Below are 17,308 nucleotides of genomic sequence, written 5' to 3'. Positions count from 1 at the left end.
AGCTCTACTGTCTCTGTCGTTGTCGGGACGCCATTATAAAACGAGCGTCGTGACTGGACTAGAATACGGGTAGGGGGTACCGTGTAAATCTTCACGTCGTTGGCAGTCGTAGTGAGATCTATGTCCGAACCAGCGCTCGCCGATCAGGAGTGTGAGGCCTGTACGAGCGAGGACGAACCCCTCGAGCCCGACGAGTACGCTGACTACCGCGCGGAAATTCGCGACGACGTGTGGACGGTCGTCGACGACCACCATCTCGAGGGAACCTACGCGTTCGCGGATTTCCGCGATGCCCTCGAGTTCACGTACGAAGTGGGCGAGTTGGCGGAGGAAGAGTGGCACCATCCGGACATCCGGCTCGAGTGGGGCGAGGTGACGATCGAGATGTGGACGCACAAGATCGACGGCCTCCACAAGGCCGACTTCGTGATGGCCGCCCGGATGGACCGCATCTACGACGACTACGAACCGGACGAGGACGCGTAGCGCCGACGGCCCGGCACTCGTCCTCCCAAGGTGATCCGGTCGCCGAGATAATCGGAGTCGGTACGGTCTCTCCCGCGGTCGGTTCGACCGCCGACACACCACCGGTTCAAGTGAATCGGGACGGAGACACACCACGGTTACATCTGAACACGTGGGTCCCGTCGGCGGAGTCGCTCGAGCCGTAACCCAGAGACACCACCGGTACATGTGAACGGACGAAATCGTCCCGGTCCGGGACCCCGAGCGGAAGGTGGCGAACGGCCGCCCGGGACACCACCGCTTCGCGTGAAATGGATCGTCGACCACGAGATCGTGGCTCGAGCGGACTCGTCCGTCCGGAGATGCGACGCCGTGACACACCACCGATACAAGTGAAGTGGGCGGTCAGCGTCGCGGCCCCGCGATCGGCGTCGTGTCGCTCGAGGTTCACTTGAAACGGTGGTGTGGGGTGGACGAGACGGAGCCGATACCGACGCTGATGGACGTCTATATCGGACGATAGGTCGCCTCAGGCGACGCTGTTCATCCGTGCGATATCGCGGATCGTCTCGATCTCCTCGTCGAGGTAGAGCACGTCGGCCATCGCGTCGACGGCGCTCGAGAAGGGGACGTCGAGTTCGTAGCTGTAGTAGTTCCCGCGGGAGCCGCTTCGGTTCTCCTTCGCCGAGAGGATGCCGAGCATCCGGAGATCGGAGAGGTGGTTGTGGACCGATCGCTGGGCGAGCGAGTCGGTGCCCGAGGACTCACAGAGCGCCTCGTACTCCTGATAGAGCTCTCGGGTCCGGCAGGGCGTCGACTCCTTGGCGGCCTTCGAGACGACCGCCAGGAGGGCGAGGCGTCCGTGGGTCGTCAGCTCCCGCATCCCCTCCTCGACGCGCTCTTGCTCGAGTTTCGACCGCGCCCGTTCGACGTGCCCCTCCCGAATCGCGTCGTCGTCGTTGTTCTCCGCGACTTCGCCGGCCAATCGGAGGAGGTCCAGCGCCTGTCGGGCGCTCCCGCTGTCGCGCGCGGCGAGTGCCGCACAGAGGTTCAGGACGCCGCCGTCGCAGCCGTCCTCGGCGATCGCGACCTCGGCTCGAGACTCGAGGATGTTGGTGAGTTCGGACGCCTCGTAGGGAGGAAACTGCAGTTCGCGCTCACAGAGCGTGTCCTGGACGCGCGGATCGAGCTGTTCGCGGAACTTGAAGTCGTTACTGATGCCGATAAGGCCGACCTTCGTCGCCTCGAGATAGCCGTTCGAGCGGGCGCGCGGGAGTTCGTACAGTAACTCGTCGCGGTCACCGATGGAATCGATTTCGTCGAGGACGATGACGACCGTGCCGCCCAGCGCCTCGAGCTCGCCGTAGAGCTTCTTGAAGACGGTCTGTTGGGGGTAGCCGGTCGTGCTGATCTCGGCACCGGCGGGGCGGAGCGTGTTGACCAGTTCGATCGCGACCTGATACGACGAGTTGAGCGTCTTGCAGTTGACACCGAGCACCGAGAGGTCGACGTCGTCGTACTCGGTGACGTCGTCCTGGAGCACGTCGAGGAGGTACTCGGTGACAGCGGTCTTTCCGACGCCCGTGTTCCCGTAGAGAAAGATGTTGTTCGGCTCCCAGCCGTCGATGATGGGCTGAAGCGCGTCCATGTAGGCCTCGATCTCTTCGTCACGTTCTTCGATCCGTTCGGGTTGATACGATTCCCCGAGAGCGTCCTTGTTCTGGAAGATGTTCTGCTTCCGCTCGAACCGAGGCATGTCCGTACCAAGAGAGATACAATATTTAAAACCACCTTTTCATCTGATTCAAGTGAACTCACACACACCACTGTTTCACGTGAAGACTAGTCTAGGAGGAGACCGAACGAGAACAGTCCACTATTTCAGCTAAAGCCGTGACATATAGTGGTCCGGGCGTGACATGTAGTGGCACGAGATCGAGCCGGGATAGTGTCTAATCCAGGAGCGAACGACCCTGTGAGTACAATACTGACGTACACCCCGCTGCGACACGGCGATCGGCCCCTCCCCCACCCCGTACGATCCCGCTTCACTTGCAACAGTGGTGTGTCTCTGGCGGTCTGTCCCCGTCTCCGAGGGAGCGATCAGTCAGCGATCCGTCGACTTGGACCGAAAAAGCGTCTGCGACGGGAGTCGCTCGATCAGTCGCTTCGGACGCGATCCGCGGACGCCGTCCCATCGACCGATCGCAACCCCCGGTAGGCCAGTACCGTTCCGACGAGCAGTGCCGGCACCCACATGATTCCGGGGCCGAGATGCGCCACCGCGTCGAACGTGAAGCCGGCCGTCTGGTGGACCGGAAGACTGTGTGCGAGGAAGACAGCGGGCAGCGCCACCGCCGTCGCCCACGCCCACCGCTGACCGCGGCGAATCCCGAACCAGGCGAGGGCGATCACGGCGACGCCGACGGCGATCATCAGTCCGGCGACGTTGACGTGGAGGTGGTCGATGTAGTGGGCGACCTCGTGATTGATCGCCGCGAGCTCCCCCCTCGTGAGTCCGCCCAGCGTCCCGACCCCCGACTCGAATCCGGGCGCGAAGACCGCTCGGTAGAGCATCGCGAGCCCGTTCGCGATGAGTCCGATTCCGGACAGGACGAACAGGTACGCCCCCCAGCGCAGGGAACGGTCAGCGTTCGCGGGGAGCCGGTGGGAGTCGATCGGTGCGTCGGTACCTCGCTCGCGATCGGTCGGCATCGGTTCTGCCATACGGGTACTGGTATCGGGCGAGACCGGCCTATCGATTCATCCGGACGTGCTAGGCGGGTTTATGAACCCGTACTGGGAGCCGTCGAGCGGCGTCGGTTCCGCTTCGCTCCGAGAACGTGACCGAACGCGATCTGCCGGTCAAAGACCGCCCGCCCGTCGCTACATCGGTAGCTGTCGCATCAGCAGGTTCCGCTCCGCTCGCTGGAGGTGTTCGGAGACCGTCGCGGCGTCGACGTCGAGCGTGCCGGCGACGTCGTCGGTCGACGCCTGGCGCGGGATCTCGTAGAACCCCATCTCGTAGGCCGTCTCGATGACCTCGCGCTGGCGGTCGGTCAGCGCGTCCAGCGCGGACGCCTCGCCGTCGTACTCGCCGAGTTTGCAGAGATCCGGGGTGACACCGGCGGCCTCGTAGTGACGGAGCATCTCGCGGATCGCGTCCTGTGACCCGACGAGCGAGACGAGAGCGCCGTGATCGGTCACCGTCGTCTCACAGGCACCGAGTAACGCCGCGTGATCGTCGACCGTTTCCTCGGGCAGCTCCGTCGCGGTGAGTTCGAGGAGATACCGGTACGCGTCTTCCGTCTCGGCGACGAGCTCCCAGTCGTCGACGCAGTCCAGGTCCGCGAGCGCGTCCGCGTCGAGCCGGGCTTCGACTTCGACCTGTGGAACGCAGGTGTAACCGCGGTCCTCGAGCATCTCCACGTCGCGAATCCCCGCCTCCCGGAGGAGCGAGACGAGCCCACTGAAGCCCATCGCCTCGAGTTCGGCGTCACTGAGGGTAACGATGGCTTCGCGCATAGGTCGATCATCGAGAATCCGGTGTAAAGCTCTTTGCAGCAGTTGGGACGGCGACGTGTCTCTTCGGGACTCTCTCAGTTCGTCTGAGACGGTGGACTCTCCTGTTACCTCCGCCGTCCGTTTCCTCTCGTCGGGCCGGCGAGTTCTCTCGGCGACTTACGTCGAGGACCCGGTGCCCGCGAGGTCGGTCTCGGTGGAGTCGTCGATCGTCACGCTCTCGTCCGCGATCGAAACCTCGATCGCGTCGCGTCCCTCCCGAACGACGACGGTGTAGCCGTGATAGGAAAACTCGAGACTGGTGAAGCCGGTCTCGCCCGGCAGGGAGTCGAGGAGGTCCGGATCGATCGCGTGGTACAGCGGCTCCAACTCGACCGGATCGGTGTCGGTGGTCTGCGCGACGAGATCGATAATAGCCATGCTGAGCTGGTCGTCGGCCGCGACGGACACTGACGTCGACTCGAACGAATTCATGACTCCTGCTGTGGGGCCGAGAGTAAAGAGTATGCCCCAATATTTCAGACACCTGTTCCCGGAGAAAAGAACGATCCGACACGTCGAACTGGGCGGTCGAGTGGAAGCGACTGCCACCGAATATTCCGAAGTCACATATACGTGTTCCGGAATAGCTCGCAGCCGAACGTGCGCCGTGTCGATTCCGGTCGAACGACTACTCGCGGCGCGGGACCTCGTGCCGCCCGAAGCCGTACCGGAGCCGGTTCGCGAGTCGCCGCGAGAACCGGCCGTCGTCGGCCCGCGAGCCGAACCGCTCGGAGAGCGCCGTGTAGATCAGCGGCAGCGGGACCTCCTGCTCGAGGGCCTCCTGGACGGTCCACGTGCCGGTCGAGCCCCCCTCGATGCGGTCGGCGACGGTCCCGAGGTCGGACCCCTCCTCGCGGAAGGCCTCCTCGCACAGCTCGAGCAGCCACGAGCGGATCACCGCGCCGTTGTTCCAGACCGAGGCCACGTTCTCGAGGTCGAGGTCGTACCGGCCCTCGTGGAGCAGCTCGAACCCTTCGCCGTAGGACTGCATCAGGGCGTACTCGACGCCGTTGTGGATCATCTTGACGTAGTGGCCCGAGCCGGCGGGCCCCATCCGCTCGTGGCCGTCGGGACCGGTCGCGACGGCGTCGAAGATCGGCTCGAACGCCTCGTAGGCCCACTCGGGACCGCCGACCATCAGCGAGAAGCCGAGCTCGGCACCCGCAGGGCCGCCGGAGGTCCCGCAGTCGAGATACGCCGCGGGGCAGGACTCGGCGCGTCGGACGGAGTCCTCGAAGTAGGAGTTGCCGCCGTCGACGACGATATCGTCGCCCTCGAGGTGGCTCTCGAGTTCCTCGAGGGTGACGTCGACCGCCTCGCCGGCGGGAACCATCAGCCAGATGCGCTTGTCCGCGCCCAGCCGGTCGACGAGGTCGTCGATCGACGCGGCGGGGTCGGCACCGGCGTCGGCCGCCGTCGCGACGGCCTCCTCGTCCAGGTCGAAGGCGACCACGTCGTGGCCGGCTGCGAGCGTGCGATCGACGACGATCTGTCCCATCCGTCCGAGTCCGATCAGGCCCAGTTGCATGAATAGGGGTCGGCCGGCCGGTGTGGTAGTGATTGCGGTTCCGCGGCGGAGCCGGCCGCGGCCGTCACCCTCGTCGACAGGCGGCGCGTCTGTCGCCGGACGCCCGATCGCGCCCCATCACTCTGCGTCGGCCGACGGCGACTGTGCGGCCTCGAGGGCGATCTCGATCCGGCTCCCGCCGAGGGCCGACGTCGCGAACGAGACGGAGCCGCCGTAGCTGTCGACCATCCAGCGGACCAGCCAGAGTCCGAGACCGCTGCTGTGGGTGAGCTGTGTGATGTCGGTCTCGCCGGTGACGACGGCGGTTTCCGCGGGCGGGATGCCGGGTCCGTCGTCGTCGACCGCGAGTTCGATTCGCTCGCCGTCGCGCGCGACCGACACCTCGACGGTCGGTGTCGCGCCCCCGTGTCGAATCGCGTTCTCGAGGAGATTCTCGACGACGAGTCCCAGTCCGGAATCGGCCCAGGCCCAGCAGTTGCCCGCCGTCGAGACGGAGACGGCCGCGTCCCCGGTCTCGGTCTCTGCGACGGTCTCCGCGGCGACCGCGGCGGCGTCGACCGGTTGGAGGTCGCCGTCTCGGTCGAGCGCGTGCTGGATAGCGCGGGTCTTCTCGCTGGTGTCGGCGAGATCGGTCGCGGTCTCCAGGAGCGTGTCCGCGGCGGCCGCGAGCTCCGGATCGTCGAGCCGTTCGCGGAGAAGTTCGGCATACCCGATGACGACGGTGAGATCGTTCCGCAGGTTGTGCCGGAGGACGCGGTTGAGAACCTGCAGGTACTGCTCGCGTTCCTTGCGCTGAGTGATGTCTCTGACGACGCTGACGGTCCCGCGGAACGTCTCGGCGGCGATTTCGTCCTCGTCACGAGGTAACAGTGAACACTCGATCTCGACCGGGAACCGTTCGCCGTCGGCGGTGGTGTAGGTGGCCTCGAACGCGTCGCCGTCGCGCTGGGGGTCCGCGAGCAGCCCCTCGACGTGTTCGACCGCGCGGTCGTAGGACTCGTCGGCGAAGATGTGCGACACGGGCTCGCCGATGAGTTCCTCGCGGTCGTATCCCAGCCGCTCGGCGAGGGGTTCGGTCACCAGCGTCAGGCGGGCGTCGCCGTCGACCGCGTACACCATCCCCTCGACGGTCTCGAGGACCCGTTCGTGGCGCAGCAGCTCCTCGCCGCGGTCGGCCCGCTCGAGCGCAGCGGCCGCGCTGGCGGTCAGCAGCTGTGCGAGCTGGACGTGGTGGTCGTCGAAGGCACCGCTGACCGGGGAGCTAACGTTGAGGAGGCCGTGGTCGCCGATCGGGATACACATCGCGCCGCGGATCGACTCGTAATCGAACGGCGAACTGCGCTGGACGTCCTCGAAGACGATCGGGTCGGCGGTGCGGAACGCCTTACCCATCTCGCTCTCGTGGATTCCGACGCGCTTTCGCTCGTCGAACAGTTCGTCGACGGCGTCGGAGGCGGCTGTCAAGACCAGTTCCGCCGTCTCCGGATCGTAGAGCCGGACGGCACCGATTTCGAACCCGAGGACGCGCTCGGCGGCGTCGACGACGACCTCGGCGACGTCCGCCCGCGATTCACAGGAGAACAGGGCGCGCGTCGTCTCGAGCAACTCGGTGACGACGTCCGCGCGGCGTCGCTGGGCGGTCACGTCGCGAACCACGGACACGAACGCGACGTCGTCCGGATCGGTCGACTCCAGCAGCGTCACGTTCGCCTCGATCGGGACGGTTCCGCCGTCGACGCGCTGGAGTTCGGCGTCGAACGTCTCGCGGGTCGAATCGCCCATGGCCAGGGACATGGCGGCGGTGATCCAGGCATCTCGACCCGCCTTGTCGATGAGAGTCGACGCGTGCGTGCCGATGAGTCGCTCGCGACTGGCACCGACGAGGTCGGCGAAGGCGTCGTTGACGTGGACGAACCGCTGATCGGAATCGATCACGAGGACGCCGTCGTCGACCGTCTCAACGATCGTCTCGTAGCGTTGCAGTTCGACCTCTCGCTCGCGACGCTCGGTCACGTCGGTAATGGTCACCGACAGCTCGGTCTCGGCGGGAGAGAGCCGGAGCCGGAGCCACCGCTCCAGCGAGGGAACGTATTCCTCGAGGGTGATCGGCGTCCCCTCTGCCATCGCGCGTCGATACTCCGCCTCGAGCCTCGAGCCGATCGCGTCGGGGAGCACCGCCCACAGTGAGGCTCCGACGGCCGTCTCGTCGCGCGACAGCAACTCCTCGGTCCGGCCGCGTACCGACGTCAGTCGCCAGTCCTCGTCGACGGTGAGGACCGCGTCGTCGTGTCGCTCGAGGGCTCGCTCGCGAGCGGTCCGCACGCGCTCGAGTTCGCGCGCTCGCGATCGCCCCTCGAGTTCGTGGCCGATCCAGTTCGCCAGCAACTCGACGATCGTCCGCTCCCACTCGGAGAACGCGGCGGACCGATCCGAGCGGGCGAAAAAGCAGAGCGTCCCCCACAGGTCGCCGTCGACGGTGACCGGGACGCCCAGGAAACAGGTGATGCCGTACTCCCGAAAGGCACCGCGATCGGTCAACTCCGGCCGCTGGTCCGTGACGGCGGTAAATCCGAGCGGCTCTCCGGAGTCGACGATTCGCTGGCAGTAGGCCTCGGACAGGGGCAACGTCTCCCCGCTCGTGATGTGATCGTCGACGCCCGAGACGTATTCGAACGTATAGCGGCCGCCGTCGATCCGCGAGAGCGTTCCGTATTCGACACCGAGCGCGGTGCGACCGATCGACAGGAGTTCCTCGAGGCGCGCGTCTAGCGGACCGTCGTCCGACACGGTCGCGTGGATCCGGTCGAGGATCGCGTCGCGCTCGGTCCGGCTCACCCGACCGCGCGACCCGTCTGGACTCGAATCGGTTCCGGTCGGGCACTCGTGATCCGGGTCGCGTCCGCCGCAGCTCCCTCCTGCGCTCGCGGAGCCGAGAGCGCTCGAGACGGCCGCGACGCGCTCGATGAGCGTCTCTTCGGCCGTTCGAACGACGTACTCCGTCGCCCCCGCACGCGTCGCCGCGGCCGCGGCGGTACCGTCGGGCGTCGCCGTCGCGTACACGATCGGCACCGATGGGGCAGCGTCGGCCGCCGCGGCGACGGTCTCGACGCGATCGGTTCCGGTCCCGGCAACGACGACGCAATCGATGGCAGTCGATTCGAGGCAGTCGATGACCGCCGCTCGGTCTCCCGGAGCGACCACGTCGAACGCGGTCTCGAGGCCGTCGAGCGACGTCGGGTCGTCCCCGGCGAAGACGACGCGGTGCCCGGATCGAGTCACAGTCGGGCCAACGGAGGTAGCCGACGGTGATTAATGTTGTGGCGTAAGAGAACGGAGCGAGCGGCCATCGAGAGGGGTCTACGCGACCGGTTCCTCGAGACGGGCCCAGCCGATCGCGTCGAGCACGACGATTCGATCGTTGTACTGGACGTAGACGCCGTTGTACTCGCTGTCGTCGTCGGCGTCGTAATAGGGAAGCGTCTGCCGAATTCGGTCGACGACGGACCAGGCACCGTCGCGTTCGAGGGTGATGTGTTCCCATTCCTCGCGCGCGCCGTTGCGGACCGCCCGGTCGAGCGCTCGCCGCGCGCCGGGAATCTCGCCGAGTCGTTGCGCTGACGCGTCGACGACGGTCGCCTCGTCGGGGATGTCTTCGGGACCGACGACGCGTGCGCCGAGGTCTGCCTTCGATCGTGATGTGTGGGCCGCCGACCGCTCCGAGCGCAGGACGTAGCCGGCCACGGCAGCCGTCCCCACTGCGAGGAGCGACAGGGCCATGTCTTTCCCCCTGATCATTAGCGAGTACGTTACAGTAACCGACTAAGTATCTTTCGCAAGAATGTTCGTTGCCAAGGTGTCGAGAGGCGAAAACGAAGTGCTGAAACCGTCGTCCGATATCGCCGTCGTCGCTAAACCAGACGACCGACGTTGGCCGAGAGCAGCCCCGCGACGATCAGTAAGGCGATCGCGGCGACGGCCGCCGCCCGAAACACCGGCAGCGCATCGCGGGCCGGTTCGCGGATCTTCTTTCCGGTGAGTCCGGTCTCGAACCGCTTCGCACCGATTTCGACGAGCGCGGTCAGGACCAGCCAGAGCGCGACCATCAGGAGTACCAGTCGGCCGCCGATCTCTCCGAAGAGCGTCTCGGTCGTGTAGATGTTCCCTGCCAGATGGCCGCCCGAGAGGAGGAGAACGAGCGAACTCACCCGCGAGACGGATGTCAGTTTCCCCGAGATGACCTCGAGCGGTTGGGTCGTATTGAACGCGCCGTCGCGTGCGAGCGGGACGATGACGGCGGCAACGAAACAGACACTGCCGGCCCAGAGGGCGGCGAAGACCAGGTGCGCCGTTCTGGCGGCGAGCTCGTCGACCATACGGGGTCGCTCGGACAGGGGGCGTATCAGCGTTCCGACTTTCGACTGCGAGAGAGTCAATCGTTCTGTCACGTACGGCACGCTGCCAGAGACGATACGCTGTCGCGTGCGATATCGGGATCGCGTCCCCCGTTCGCTCGAGCGTCGCTCTCTTTCTCTCCGTTCGGTCACTCGAGCCAGTCGGGCGTCCACGCGACCAGCCGACGCCGGCAGATCGTATAGACCAGGGAGACGGCGATTCCACCGACGATGACGGCGGTGAGCCGGCCGTCGAAGACGAGCAGTGCCGGAATCGCGAGTGCGATTCCGAGAGCGGCGTCCTCGGGCGCGCCGTCGTAGCGGATCCATCGCCGAGGACGGATCCACCGCCCGCGGACGTGATCGTAGACCGCACGCTCGGTGCGCTCGTTCCACGGGTCCATCTCGGGACCGCCGCCGATCGCATCGCTCGCGGCGTGAAGCCAGGCCGTGACGGCGAGCGCGGCCAGTGCGAGCGTGAGCGTCGAGGGGGAGACGGCCGCAACGACGACCGCGGGAACGGCGATCGCGAGCCCGGCGACGGGAAAGTGCAGCGTCCGTCGATGGGTGACGACGAGATCGAAATCGGGGGCGAGCCCGCCGAGGATCGCACCGACCGCGAGCGCGGCCGCGAACTCGGGAGCGGCGTACGCGACCGGCGCGACGACCGCGAGTCCGGTGAACACGTGGGTGGTCGCCATCATCGATGTGTCACTCGAGGGTAGACGAGCGAACGGCAAAACGGTACGCGAACCGGTACCGGTCCCCGGGTGACGAACTCGACGCGGTTCTCACTCGACGTTTTCGCCCTGATAGCTCCCGTCGTAGACGTCCTCGTGGTCGGCCTCGGCGAGGACCAGTTGGGCGATCCGGGCACCGCGCGCGAGTTCGATGTCGTGGTGGACCTGTAACAGCCCCTCGCCCCGCCCCTCGTAGCCCGCGTCCCACACCGCCGTATTGAGCATACAGGAGTTGCGCATGAGCGACGAGCGCGGATATACGAAGCCAACGTGACCCTCCGGGATCTCGATCCGTTCGCCGTAGCGGACGACGTAGGCACCTTTCGGTAGGTAGTAGGTGTCGGGCTCTTTCTGCTCGAGCTCCTCAAGCGGACGGGCGACGCGGTCGCCGATCTGTTTGCTGTCCCGGCCGATGCGGCCCGGTTCCAGCTGCTCGAAGACGACGTCGGCGGTGAGATCCACTCCGTTTGGCTGGATCTGCGTATCGGTCGTCGGTGAGACGTAGTCGGCGACGAAGGCACCGGAACGGAACATGTCTGTTCCCGCAACGCCGCGGCGACGACAAAAGCGTATCCGTTCGCGACGGCCCGTTGATTCGGTATCGTCTGGTACGCTAGGGTTCAGCACTCGACGCCCGATCGGGGGGCAGACGCGTTTACTCAGTCCCGCGCGAAGAGGGGAATTACCCCTCAAACGAACGGTCACCTGTACGGCAATACTTACTCGAACCCGACCCGTTTTGCGGGGATTGTAGCGGTCGTCCCTGACAGAAACACGCTGGATTTATCAGGACGGAAAGCCGAGTTCGAGGTGCTATGGGACAGACTCTCACCGAAAAGATTCTCGACGACCACCTCGTCGAGGGCGAACTCGAGACCGGCGAGGAGATCGGGATCGAGATCGATCAGGTGCTTACTCAGGACACGACCGGGACCATGGTTTGGCTCCAGTTCGAGGCGATGGGGCTGGACGAGGTCCAGACCGAAATCGCGGCGCAGTACTGCGACCACCAGACATATCAGTTCGACTTTAAGAATACCGACGACCACCGCTTCCTGCGTTCTGCGGCCGGCACATACGGCGCTCACTTCTCCCGACCCGGTAACGGTATCTGTCACAACGTCCACCGCGAGAACTTCGCGGCCCCCGGCAAGACGCTGCTGGGTTCGGACAGCCACACGCCGACCCCCGGCGGCCTCGGCGAACTCGCCATCGGCGCCGGCGGGATCGACGTCACCGTCGCCATGGGTGGCGCACCGTACTACATCGAGATGCCCGAAGTCGTCAACGTCCGCCTCGAGGGCGAGCTCCCCGAGTGGGCCACCGCGAAGGACGTCATCTTGGAGATGCTCCGCCGACTGAGCGTCAAAGGCGGCGTCGGCAAGATCCTCGAATACACCGGTCCGGGCGTCGAGACCCTGACCGCACCCGAGCGGATGACCATCACCAACATGGGCACCGAGCTCGGTGCGACCACGTCGATCTTCCCGACCGACGAGCAGACCGAGGACTACCTCCAGCGCGTCAACCGCGGCGACGAGTACGTCGAGCTCCAGCCCGACGACGACGCCGAGTACGACGACGAGATCGTCGTCGACCTCTCCGACCTCGAGCCGCTGATCGCACAGCCCTCGATGCCGGACAAGGTCGTTCCCGTCAGCGAAGTCGAAGGCGAATCCGTCGAGCAGGTCATCGTCGGCTCCTGTACGAACGGCGGCTACGAGGACATCCTCCCCGTCGCCAAGATGCTCGAGGGACGCGAGACCTCGATGGAGACCGAGACGATCGTCGCGCCCGGCTCCAAGCAGGCCTCCGAGATGCTCGCCCGCGAGGGCTGGGTCGCGGAGATGATGGCCGCCGGCGTCAACTTTTCCGAGGCGACGTGCGGTGCCTGTATCGGCATCGGTCACGTTCCGTCCTCGGACTCCGTCTCCCTGCGAACCTTCAACCGCAACTTCGAGGGTCGCTCGGGGATCGAAGACGACAACGTCTACCTCTGTTCGCCGGAGGTCGCTGCCGCCGCATCGCTCAAGGGCGAAATCGTCGACCCGCGCAACCTCGCCGAGGAACTCGGCGACCTCGAAGCGCCCGGCATCGAGCTCCCCGACGAGTACGACGGCTCCAAGACGGACCTCATCGCCCCCGACGAGGCCGTCGACGACGAGCTCATCAAGGGCCCGAACATCGGCGACGTCCCGCTGAAGGACCAGCTCGACTCGGACATTCAGGGCGAAGCGCTCCTGAAGATGGAGGACAACATCACGACCGACCACATCATCCCTGCAACCCAGGACATCCTGATGTACCGGTCGAACGTCCCCAAGCTGAGCGAGTTCACGCTCTCGCGCGTCGACGACACCTTCGCCCAGCGCGCGCTTGACGCCGACGGCGGCTTCCTCGTCGCCGGCGAGAACTACGGCCAGGGTTCCTCGCGAGAACACGCCGCTCTCTGTCCGATGTACCTCGGTATCGAGGGCGTCCTCGCACAGAGCTTCGCACGCATCCACCGTGCGAACCTCTTCAACTTCGGGATCGTCCCGCTGACGATCGACGAGGAGACCTACGAGAACATCGATCAGGGCGACGACGTCGAGATCGTCGACAACGTCTACGACGCCGTCACGAGCGGACAGGAGGAGTTCACCGTCCGCATCAACGGCGAGGACGAGTACACGGCGACGCTGGACGCCTCCGAGCGCGAGCGCGCAATCCTCGCGGCCGGTGGCAAGCTCGCCTGGACGAAAGAGCAGGCCGAAGGCGGCAGCGGTGCGACGCCCGCCGACGACTGAGGACTCGACGACTTTCTCTCTCTTCTCTTCTTTCTCGCGCCGCCGAGGAGTGACGACGTTCGCTCGAGACGCCATCGTCATACGGCTCCGCCCGATAGCACAGTCGAATGCCTGCCGGTGGACACGAAAACGCTGGGTACCGTCGCCTGTTCGATCGCGAGGGCCTGACCTTCGGTGCCGGCTTTCCGCTCACGGGAGCGAACCGTTCGACGCCGGACGTCGCTGACGAACTGCACCTCGCGAAACATGCCGAATCGGTCGGGTTCGACGGGCTCTGGGCCCGCGACGTCCCGACCTACTGGCCGAAGTTCGGCGATTCGGGCCAGACGTTCGACACCTGGCCGTGGCTCTCGCACGTCGCGGCCCACACCGACGAGATCGCTCTCGGCACCTCGAGCGTCGTCCTCACGCTGCGCCACCCGCTCCACGTCGCGAAATCCGCGGCGACGGTCGACCGACTCTCCGACGGGCGACTCGTCCTCGGCGTCGCCTCCGGCGACCGCGACCCGGAGTACCCCGCCTTCGACGTCGACCGCGAGGAGCGTGGTCGGCTGTTCCGCGAGTCCGTCGAGGCCCTCCGGACGGTCTGGCGCGAGGACTTCCCCGAACTCGAGGGGCAGTGGGGATCCCTCGAGGGCGACCTCGACGTGGTCCCGAAGCCGACCACGGAAACACTCCCGCTGTTGCCGACCGGCCACGCCCGGCAGTCCCGCGATTGGATCGCCGAGCACGGTGACGGCTGGCTGTTCTACCACCTCCCGGAACGCACGCTGGAAGACTACCTCGCGGACTGGCGCGAGGCCGCGGGCGAGAAGCCGTTCGCCATCGCCGTCCGCGTCGAGCTGGCCGACGATCCGACGGCCGACCCGGAGCCGCTCCACCTCGGATTCCACGCCGGGATCGAGTGGTTCCAGGAGTACTTCGCTCGACTCGAGGCGTACGGGCTCGATCACGCGATTATCGGGCTGCAGAACGACGACCGGGAGGCGGCGCTGTCGACGTTCGCCGACGAGATCATCGACCACCTGTAGCCGCTCACCTCGGAGCGATCGCCTACTCCTCTCGCTGGGAACGGTCCCGTAGCTGCTGTTTCTGGCGGCGTTCGGTCACGTGGTCGATGCCGTCGGCCAGCTCGTCCCTGACATCGTCTTCGAAGGCGTCGACGTCCTCGAGGAACGCCTCGGAGAACTCCTCGACGAGTTCGAACGTCCACTGATCGCTGATCGCGCCCGCGGGGAGATGCTCGTCTCTGAGTTCGTTCGCCCACTCCTCGTGACCGGCCTCGCGGAGCTCGTCTTCGGCGTCGCCCATCCGATCCATCGCGTGGCCGAGTTCGTGGTGAAACTCGAGGAGAGTGCCGTAGGCGCGGTGGACGTGCTCGATGCCTAACTGGAGTTCGTGGAGCGCGGCCTGTTCGGCGTCGCTCAACGCGAGGTCGTCCGGATCGGTCTCCGTGTCGGGACCGGCGTTCGAATCGCTGTCGGTCACGCACGTGACGACGCCGACGCGAGGGAAAACCGTACGCGTTGAACGTGCAGGACCGAGTCGAGATTCGACGGCCGGCGTCACCGTCTCCGGCGTGCGACGGTCAGCAGTCGACGCTGGCACCCAGTTCGGGCGCGGTCGCGTCGTAGCCGTCCGCCCGCAGCTCGGCGGCGAACGCCGCACAGCGGTCGCCGTGGTTGACGAGCACCCGCGCGTCCTCGTAGGACTCGAGGAACGCGAGCAGCCCGTCTCGGTCCGCGTGCGCGGAGAAATCGTACTGTTCGACCTGCGCGCTGACCGGCATCATTCGGCCGTCGATCTCGGCGCTGCCGGTCTCGAGCAGGTCTCGGCCGGGCGTCCCCTCGACCTGATAGCCGGTCATGGCGATCTTGTTCGTCGGATGGGACCGGATCGCGGGGACGTAGGTCATCGCGGGGCCGCCGTGGAGCATCCCGCTCGTGGTGACGATGACGGTATTTTGTGCCGCGATGCGTTCGCGCTGGCCGTTCCGGCCGTCGACGAATCGGGCGTTTCCCTTCGCTCGGCGCAGCAGGTCCGGATCGCGGAGGAACTCCCTGTTCCGGTCGCGCAAGAAGAGTTCGGTGACGCGTTTGCCCATGCCGTCGACGTAGCACTCGAGGTCGTGTTCCGCACAGATGCAGAGCACCTCCTGCGTGCGGCCGATGCCGAAGGCGGGGACGACGACGGTACCGCCCTCCCAGATCGTGGTCCGGAGGCTCTCGACGAACTCGTCGACGATCTCCTCGCGCGGGGGTCGCGTCACGTCCGAGTAGGTGCTCTCACAGCAGACCACGTCGGCGTCGGGCCGGGCGGTGGTACCGTCGAGCAGCCGTTGCTCCTCGGTGTGGAAGTCGCCAGTGTAGAGCAGTCTGGTCTCCCCGTCATCGACGAGGACGTGGGCGCTGCCCGGAACGTGGCCGGCATCGAAGAACGTGATCTCGTACCCCGCGGCCTCGAACGACTCTTCGTAGCCGTGGGTCTCGGAGACTTCCGCGACGCGAGCGAGTTCCGCCTCGGTGAACGGGCAGTCGTAGCTGCCGCCGTGGAGCTTCAGCGTGTCGCGTGCCAGCACCATGGTGAGGTCGTACGTCGGCGGGGTCCAGTGGATCGACGGTCGCGCGTCGCCCGACAGCAGGGACGGGACCGATCCGACGTGATCGAGGTGTCCGTGGCTGACGACGACGGCCTCGGGATCGACGTCGTCGATCGGAAACGCCGGCGGATTCCCCGAATCCATCCCGAAATCGAGCAAGAGCGTCTCGTCGATATAGATCGCGCTCCGACCGATCTCGCGCCCGCCGCCCAGCAACTGAACGTCCATTACGAGTCCCTTCGAGTTCGGCCGGCTTGCGTCCGTTGGTTCGATGACTCTCGTCGTGGGTCCGGTAGCGCATCTCGAGGATGACTACCGTCGCTCCCACTCACGGCGTCGCTCTCGGTCGCTCGAGGCGTTCTGATCGACCGATCGATCGGTCCCCGTTCGGCCTCGTCGCTCGTCCGGGTCGAGCACCCGCTCGAGTTCGCGTTCGAACTCCGCGTCGTCGAGTTCGCCGGCGACGTACTGCGAGCGGAGGCGGTCCTCGGGATCGGGCGGATCGTCGGCCCGCCGCGGCGCGACCGCCCGCGAATCGGTCTCCGAGCCGTCGCTGAGGACGGACATCAATCCGATGACGGTCAGGACGAACGCGCCCAGGACGGCGATCGAGACGACCATCGAGACGACGGCTGCGACGACCGAGAGGGCGATACCGACGACCGTCGCGATGACGCTCAGGACGATGAGTGCGAGTACGAGTACGCCGACTCCCTTTAGCAGGGCGGAACCGAGTCGTCCCATACCCGTCATTCGATCGACACGCACAAAAACGACGCGCCGACGGGACGGTCCCGTCCGGCTCGGATCGGTGCTCTCGAGTCACCGGCTCGGTGATCAGGAACTGTTCGAGCGCCGATCGTCCGGTCCCGCACTCAGGGCGGCGGTCCGCTCGGCCAACCCGATGAGATAGACGTCGAGCAGGCAGATCAAGAGGATCGCGAGCGGGACGGCCACGTCGGTGTAGCTCACCGCGTCGAACTGCAGGGCCGTCACGACGAAGGGCGCGCCCGGATCGAGCGCGCCCGACAGCGACCGCGCGCTCAGGAACGCGAGCGCGAGGCCGTAGCAGACGAACCAGATACCGCCGCGTTTCCACTGTCCGAGATAACAGTGACCGAGGCCGGCGGCGAGCGCCGACAGCGGATACGCCGGCCAGACCGGTCGCGACAGGTCTCTCATTACACCGCCGTACGTCGCGGAAGACAATCGGTGTTACCCTTCGGTCCGAT

At 66.2% G+C, this 17,308-nt stretch carries 17 protein-coding genes; 3 read left to right on the top strand and 14 right to left on the bottom strand.

Going from position 1 to position 17,308, the window contains the following annotated elements; all coding sequences use genetic code 11:
- The first annotated feature begins 120 nt into the window (after nt 1–120).
- Nucleotides 121–486, top strand: coding sequence for a 4a-hydroxytetrahydrobiopterin dehydratase (locus LDH66_RS08390; protein ID WP_226480603.1), 366 nt, complete (start codon nt 121–123; stop codon nt 484–486).
- Nucleotides 487–994: 508 nt separating this feature from the next.
- On the opposite strand, the gene LDH66_RS08385 is transcribed toward LDH66_RS08390, so the two are convergent.
- From LDH66_RS08385 to LDH66_RS08340, 10 genes are all read right to left on the bottom strand, one after another.
- The gene (locus LDH66_RS08385) at nt 995–2,221 is read right to left on the bottom strand and encodes an orc1/cdc6 family replication initiation protein (RefSeq protein ID WP_226480602.1); all 1,227 of its coding nucleotides are present in this window, start codon (nt 2,219–2,221) and stop codon (nt 995–997) included.
- Between the two features lie 404 nt (nt 2,222–2,625).
- On the bottom strand, nt 2,626–3,192 hold the full coding sequence (locus LDH66_RS08380; protein WP_226480601.1) for a hypothetical protein: 567 nt from the start codon (nt 3,190–3,192) through the stop codon (nt 2,626–2,628).
- Nucleotides 3,193–3,351: 159 nt separating this feature from the next.
- The gene (locus LDH66_RS08375; protein ID WP_226480600.1) at nt 3,352–3,990 is read right to left on the bottom strand and encodes a helix-turn-helix domain-containing protein; all 639 of its coding nucleotides are present in this window, start codon (nt 3,988–3,990) and stop codon (nt 3,352–3,354) included.
- 156 nt (nt 3,991–4,146) lie between these two features.
- Nucleotides 4,147–4,461: a HalOD1 output domain-containing protein gene (locus LDH66_RS08370; RefSeq protein WP_226480599.1), complete on the bottom strand. Its 315-nt coding sequence runs from the start codon at nt 4,459–4,461 to the stop codon at nt 4,147–4,149.
- Between the two features lie 196 nt (nt 4,462–4,657).
- Entirely contained in the window at nt 4,658–5,557 is a 900-nt protein-coding gene (gnd, locus tag LDH66_RS08365) for a phosphogluconate dehydrogenase (NAD(+)-dependent, decarboxylating) (RefSeq protein ID WP_226480598.1), read from the bottom strand.
- Nucleotides 5,558–5,674: 117 nt separating this feature from the next.
- Nucleotides 5,675–8,836, bottom strand: coding sequence for a PAS domain S-box protein (locus LDH66_RS23110; RefSeq protein ID WP_226480597.1), 3,162 nt, complete (start codon nt 8,834–8,836; stop codon nt 5,675–5,677).
- A 78-nt stretch (nt 8,837–8,914) separates the two neighbouring features.
- Nucleotides 8,915–9,352 (bottom strand): hypothetical protein, encoded by a 438-nt coding sequence (locus LDH66_RS08355; protein WP_226480596.1) that lies wholly within the window; start codon nt 9,350–9,352, stop codon nt 8,915–8,917.
- A 113-nt stretch (nt 9,353–9,465) separates the two neighbouring features.
- Entirely contained in the window at nt 9,466–9,930 is a 465-nt protein-coding gene (locus tag LDH66_RS08350; protein WP_226480595.1) for a copper resistance protein CopD, read from the bottom strand.
- A gap of 167 nt (nt 9,931–10,097) precedes the next feature.
- Nucleotides 10,098–10,652 carry a metal-dependent hydrolase gene (locus LDH66_RS08345; RefSeq protein ID WP_226480594.1) on the bottom strand — a complete coding sequence of 185 codons (555 nt, stop codon included), beginning with the start codon at nt 10,650–10,652 and terminating at the stop codon, nt 10,098–10,100.
- A gap of 87 nt (nt 10,653–10,739) precedes the next feature.
- Nucleotides 10,740–11,222, bottom strand: a complete 483-nt coding sequence (locus tag LDH66_RS08340; RefSeq protein WP_226480593.1) for a deoxyuridine 5'-triphosphate nucleotidohydrolase — start codon at nt 11,220–11,222, stop codon at nt 10,740–10,742.
- Nucleotides 11,223–11,503: 281 nt separating this feature from the next.
- Between LDH66_RS08340 and LDH66_RS08335 the strand changes: the two genes are divergently transcribed.
- Together LDH66_RS08335 and LDH66_RS08330 are read left to right on the top strand one after the other, a co-directional pair.
- Nucleotides 11,504–13,477 carry an aconitate hydratase gene (locus LDH66_RS08335; protein ID WP_226480592.1) on the top strand — a complete coding sequence of 658 codons (1,974 nt, stop codon included), beginning with the start codon at nt 11,504–11,506 and terminating at the stop codon, nt 13,475–13,477.
- 107 nt (nt 13,478–13,584) lie between these two features.
- Nucleotides 13,585–14,508, top strand: coding sequence for a TIGR03571 family LLM class oxidoreductase (locus LDH66_RS08330; RefSeq protein ID WP_226480591.1), 924 nt, complete (start codon nt 13,585–13,587; stop codon nt 14,506–14,508).
- Between the two features lie 22 nt (nt 14,509–14,530).
- Here LDH66_RS08330 and LDH66_RS08325 read toward each other — a convergent pair whose 3' ends face one another.
- The 4 genes from LDH66_RS08325 to LDH66_RS08310 form a co-directional block, all read right to left on the bottom strand.
- The gene (locus LDH66_RS08325) at nt 14,531–14,965 is read right to left on the bottom strand and encodes a hypothetical protein (RefSeq protein ID WP_226480590.1); all 435 of its coding nucleotides are present in this window, start codon (nt 14,963–14,965) and stop codon (nt 14,531–14,533) included.
- 100 nt (nt 14,966–15,065) lie between these two features.
- Nucleotides 15,066–16,304, bottom strand: a complete 1,239-nt coding sequence (locus LDH66_RS08320) for an MBL fold metallo-hydrolase (RefSeq protein WP_226480589.1) — start codon at nt 16,302–16,304, stop codon at nt 15,066–15,068.
- Nucleotides 16,305–16,388: 84 nt separating this feature from the next.
- Nucleotides 16,389–16,820: an SHOCT domain-containing protein gene (locus LDH66_RS08315; RefSeq protein WP_226480588.1), complete on the bottom strand. Its 432-nt coding sequence runs from the start codon at nt 16,818–16,820 to the stop codon at nt 16,389–16,391.
- A gap of 93 nt (nt 16,821–16,913) precedes the next feature.
- The gene (locus tag LDH66_RS08310) at nt 16,914–17,258 is read right to left on the bottom strand and encodes a hypothetical protein (RefSeq protein ID WP_226480587.1); all 345 of its coding nucleotides are present in this window, start codon (nt 17,256–17,258) and stop codon (nt 16,914–16,916) included.
- Nucleotides 17,259–17,308 lie beyond the last annotated feature (50 nt).

The sequence above is a fragment of the Natrinema amylolyticum genome (assembly GCF_020515625.1).
GTDB lineage: Archaea > Halobacteriota > Halobacteria > Halobacteriales > Natrialbaceae > Natrinema > Natrinema amylolyticum.
Note: the sequence above shows the minus strand (reverse complement) of the source record. Positions and strands in the feature narration are given on the sequence as shown.

Excerpts from the sequence above, each read along its gene's own strand:
- LDH66_RS08335 (WP_226480592.1), top strand. The coding sequence starts at position 11,504 with ATGGGACAGACTCTCACCGAAAAGATTCTCGACGACCACCTCGTCGAG.
- LDH66_RS08385 (WP_226480602.1), bottom strand. The coding sequence starts at position 2,221 with ATGCCTCGGTTCGAGCGGAAGCAGAACATCTTCCAGAACAAGGACGCT.
- LDH66_RS08345 (WP_226480594.1), bottom strand. The coding sequence starts at position 10,652 with ATGATGGCGACCACCCACGTGTTCACCGGACTCGCGGTCGTCGCGCCG.
- LDH66_RS08375 (WP_226480600.1), bottom strand. The coding sequence starts at position 3,990 with ATGCGCGAAGCCATCGTTACCCTCAGTGACGCCGAACTCGAGGCGATG.
- LDH66_RS08340 (WP_226480593.1), bottom strand. The coding sequence starts at position 11,222 with ATGTTCCGTTCCGGTGCCTTCGTCGCCGACTACGTCTCACCGACGACC.
- LDH66_RS08390 (WP_226480603.1), top strand. The coding sequence starts at position 121 with ATGTCCGAACCAGCGCTCGCCGATCAGGAGTGTGAGGCCTGTACGAGC.
- gnd (WP_226480598.1), bottom strand. The coding sequence starts at position 5,557 with ATGCAACTGGGCCTGATCGGACTCGGACGGATGGGACAGATCGTCGTC.
- LDH66_RS08310 (WP_226480587.1), bottom strand. The coding sequence starts at position 17,258 with ATGAGAGACCTGTCGCGACCGGTCTGGCCGGCGTATCCGCTGTCGGCG.
- LDH66_RS08350 (WP_226480595.1), bottom strand. The coding sequence starts at position 9,930 with ATGGTCGACGAGCTCGCCGCCAGAACGGCGCACCTGGTCTTCGCCGCC.
- LDH66_RS08315 (WP_226480588.1), bottom strand. The coding sequence starts at position 16,820 with ATGGGACGACTCGGTTCCGCCCTGCTAAAGGGAGTCGGCGTACTCGTA.
- LDH66_RS08355 (WP_226480596.1), bottom strand. The coding sequence starts at position 9,352 with ATGATCAGGGGGAAAGACATGGCCCTGTCGCTCCTCGCAGTGGGGACG.
- LDH66_RS08370 (WP_226480599.1), bottom strand. The coding sequence starts at position 4,461 with ATGAATTCGTTCGAGTCGACGTCAGTGTCCGTCGCGGCCGACGACCAG.
- LDH66_RS08380 (WP_226480601.1), bottom strand. The coding sequence starts at position 3,192 with ATGGCAGAACCGATGCCGACCGATCGCGAGCGAGGTACCGACGCACCG.
- LDH66_RS08320 (WP_226480589.1), bottom strand. The coding sequence starts at position 16,304 with ATGGACGTTCAGTTGCTGGGCGGCGGGCGCGAGATCGGTCGGAGCGCG.
- LDH66_RS08330 (WP_226480591.1), top strand. The coding sequence starts at position 13,585 with ATGCCTGCCGGTGGACACGAAAACGCTGGGTACCGTCGCCTGTTCGAT.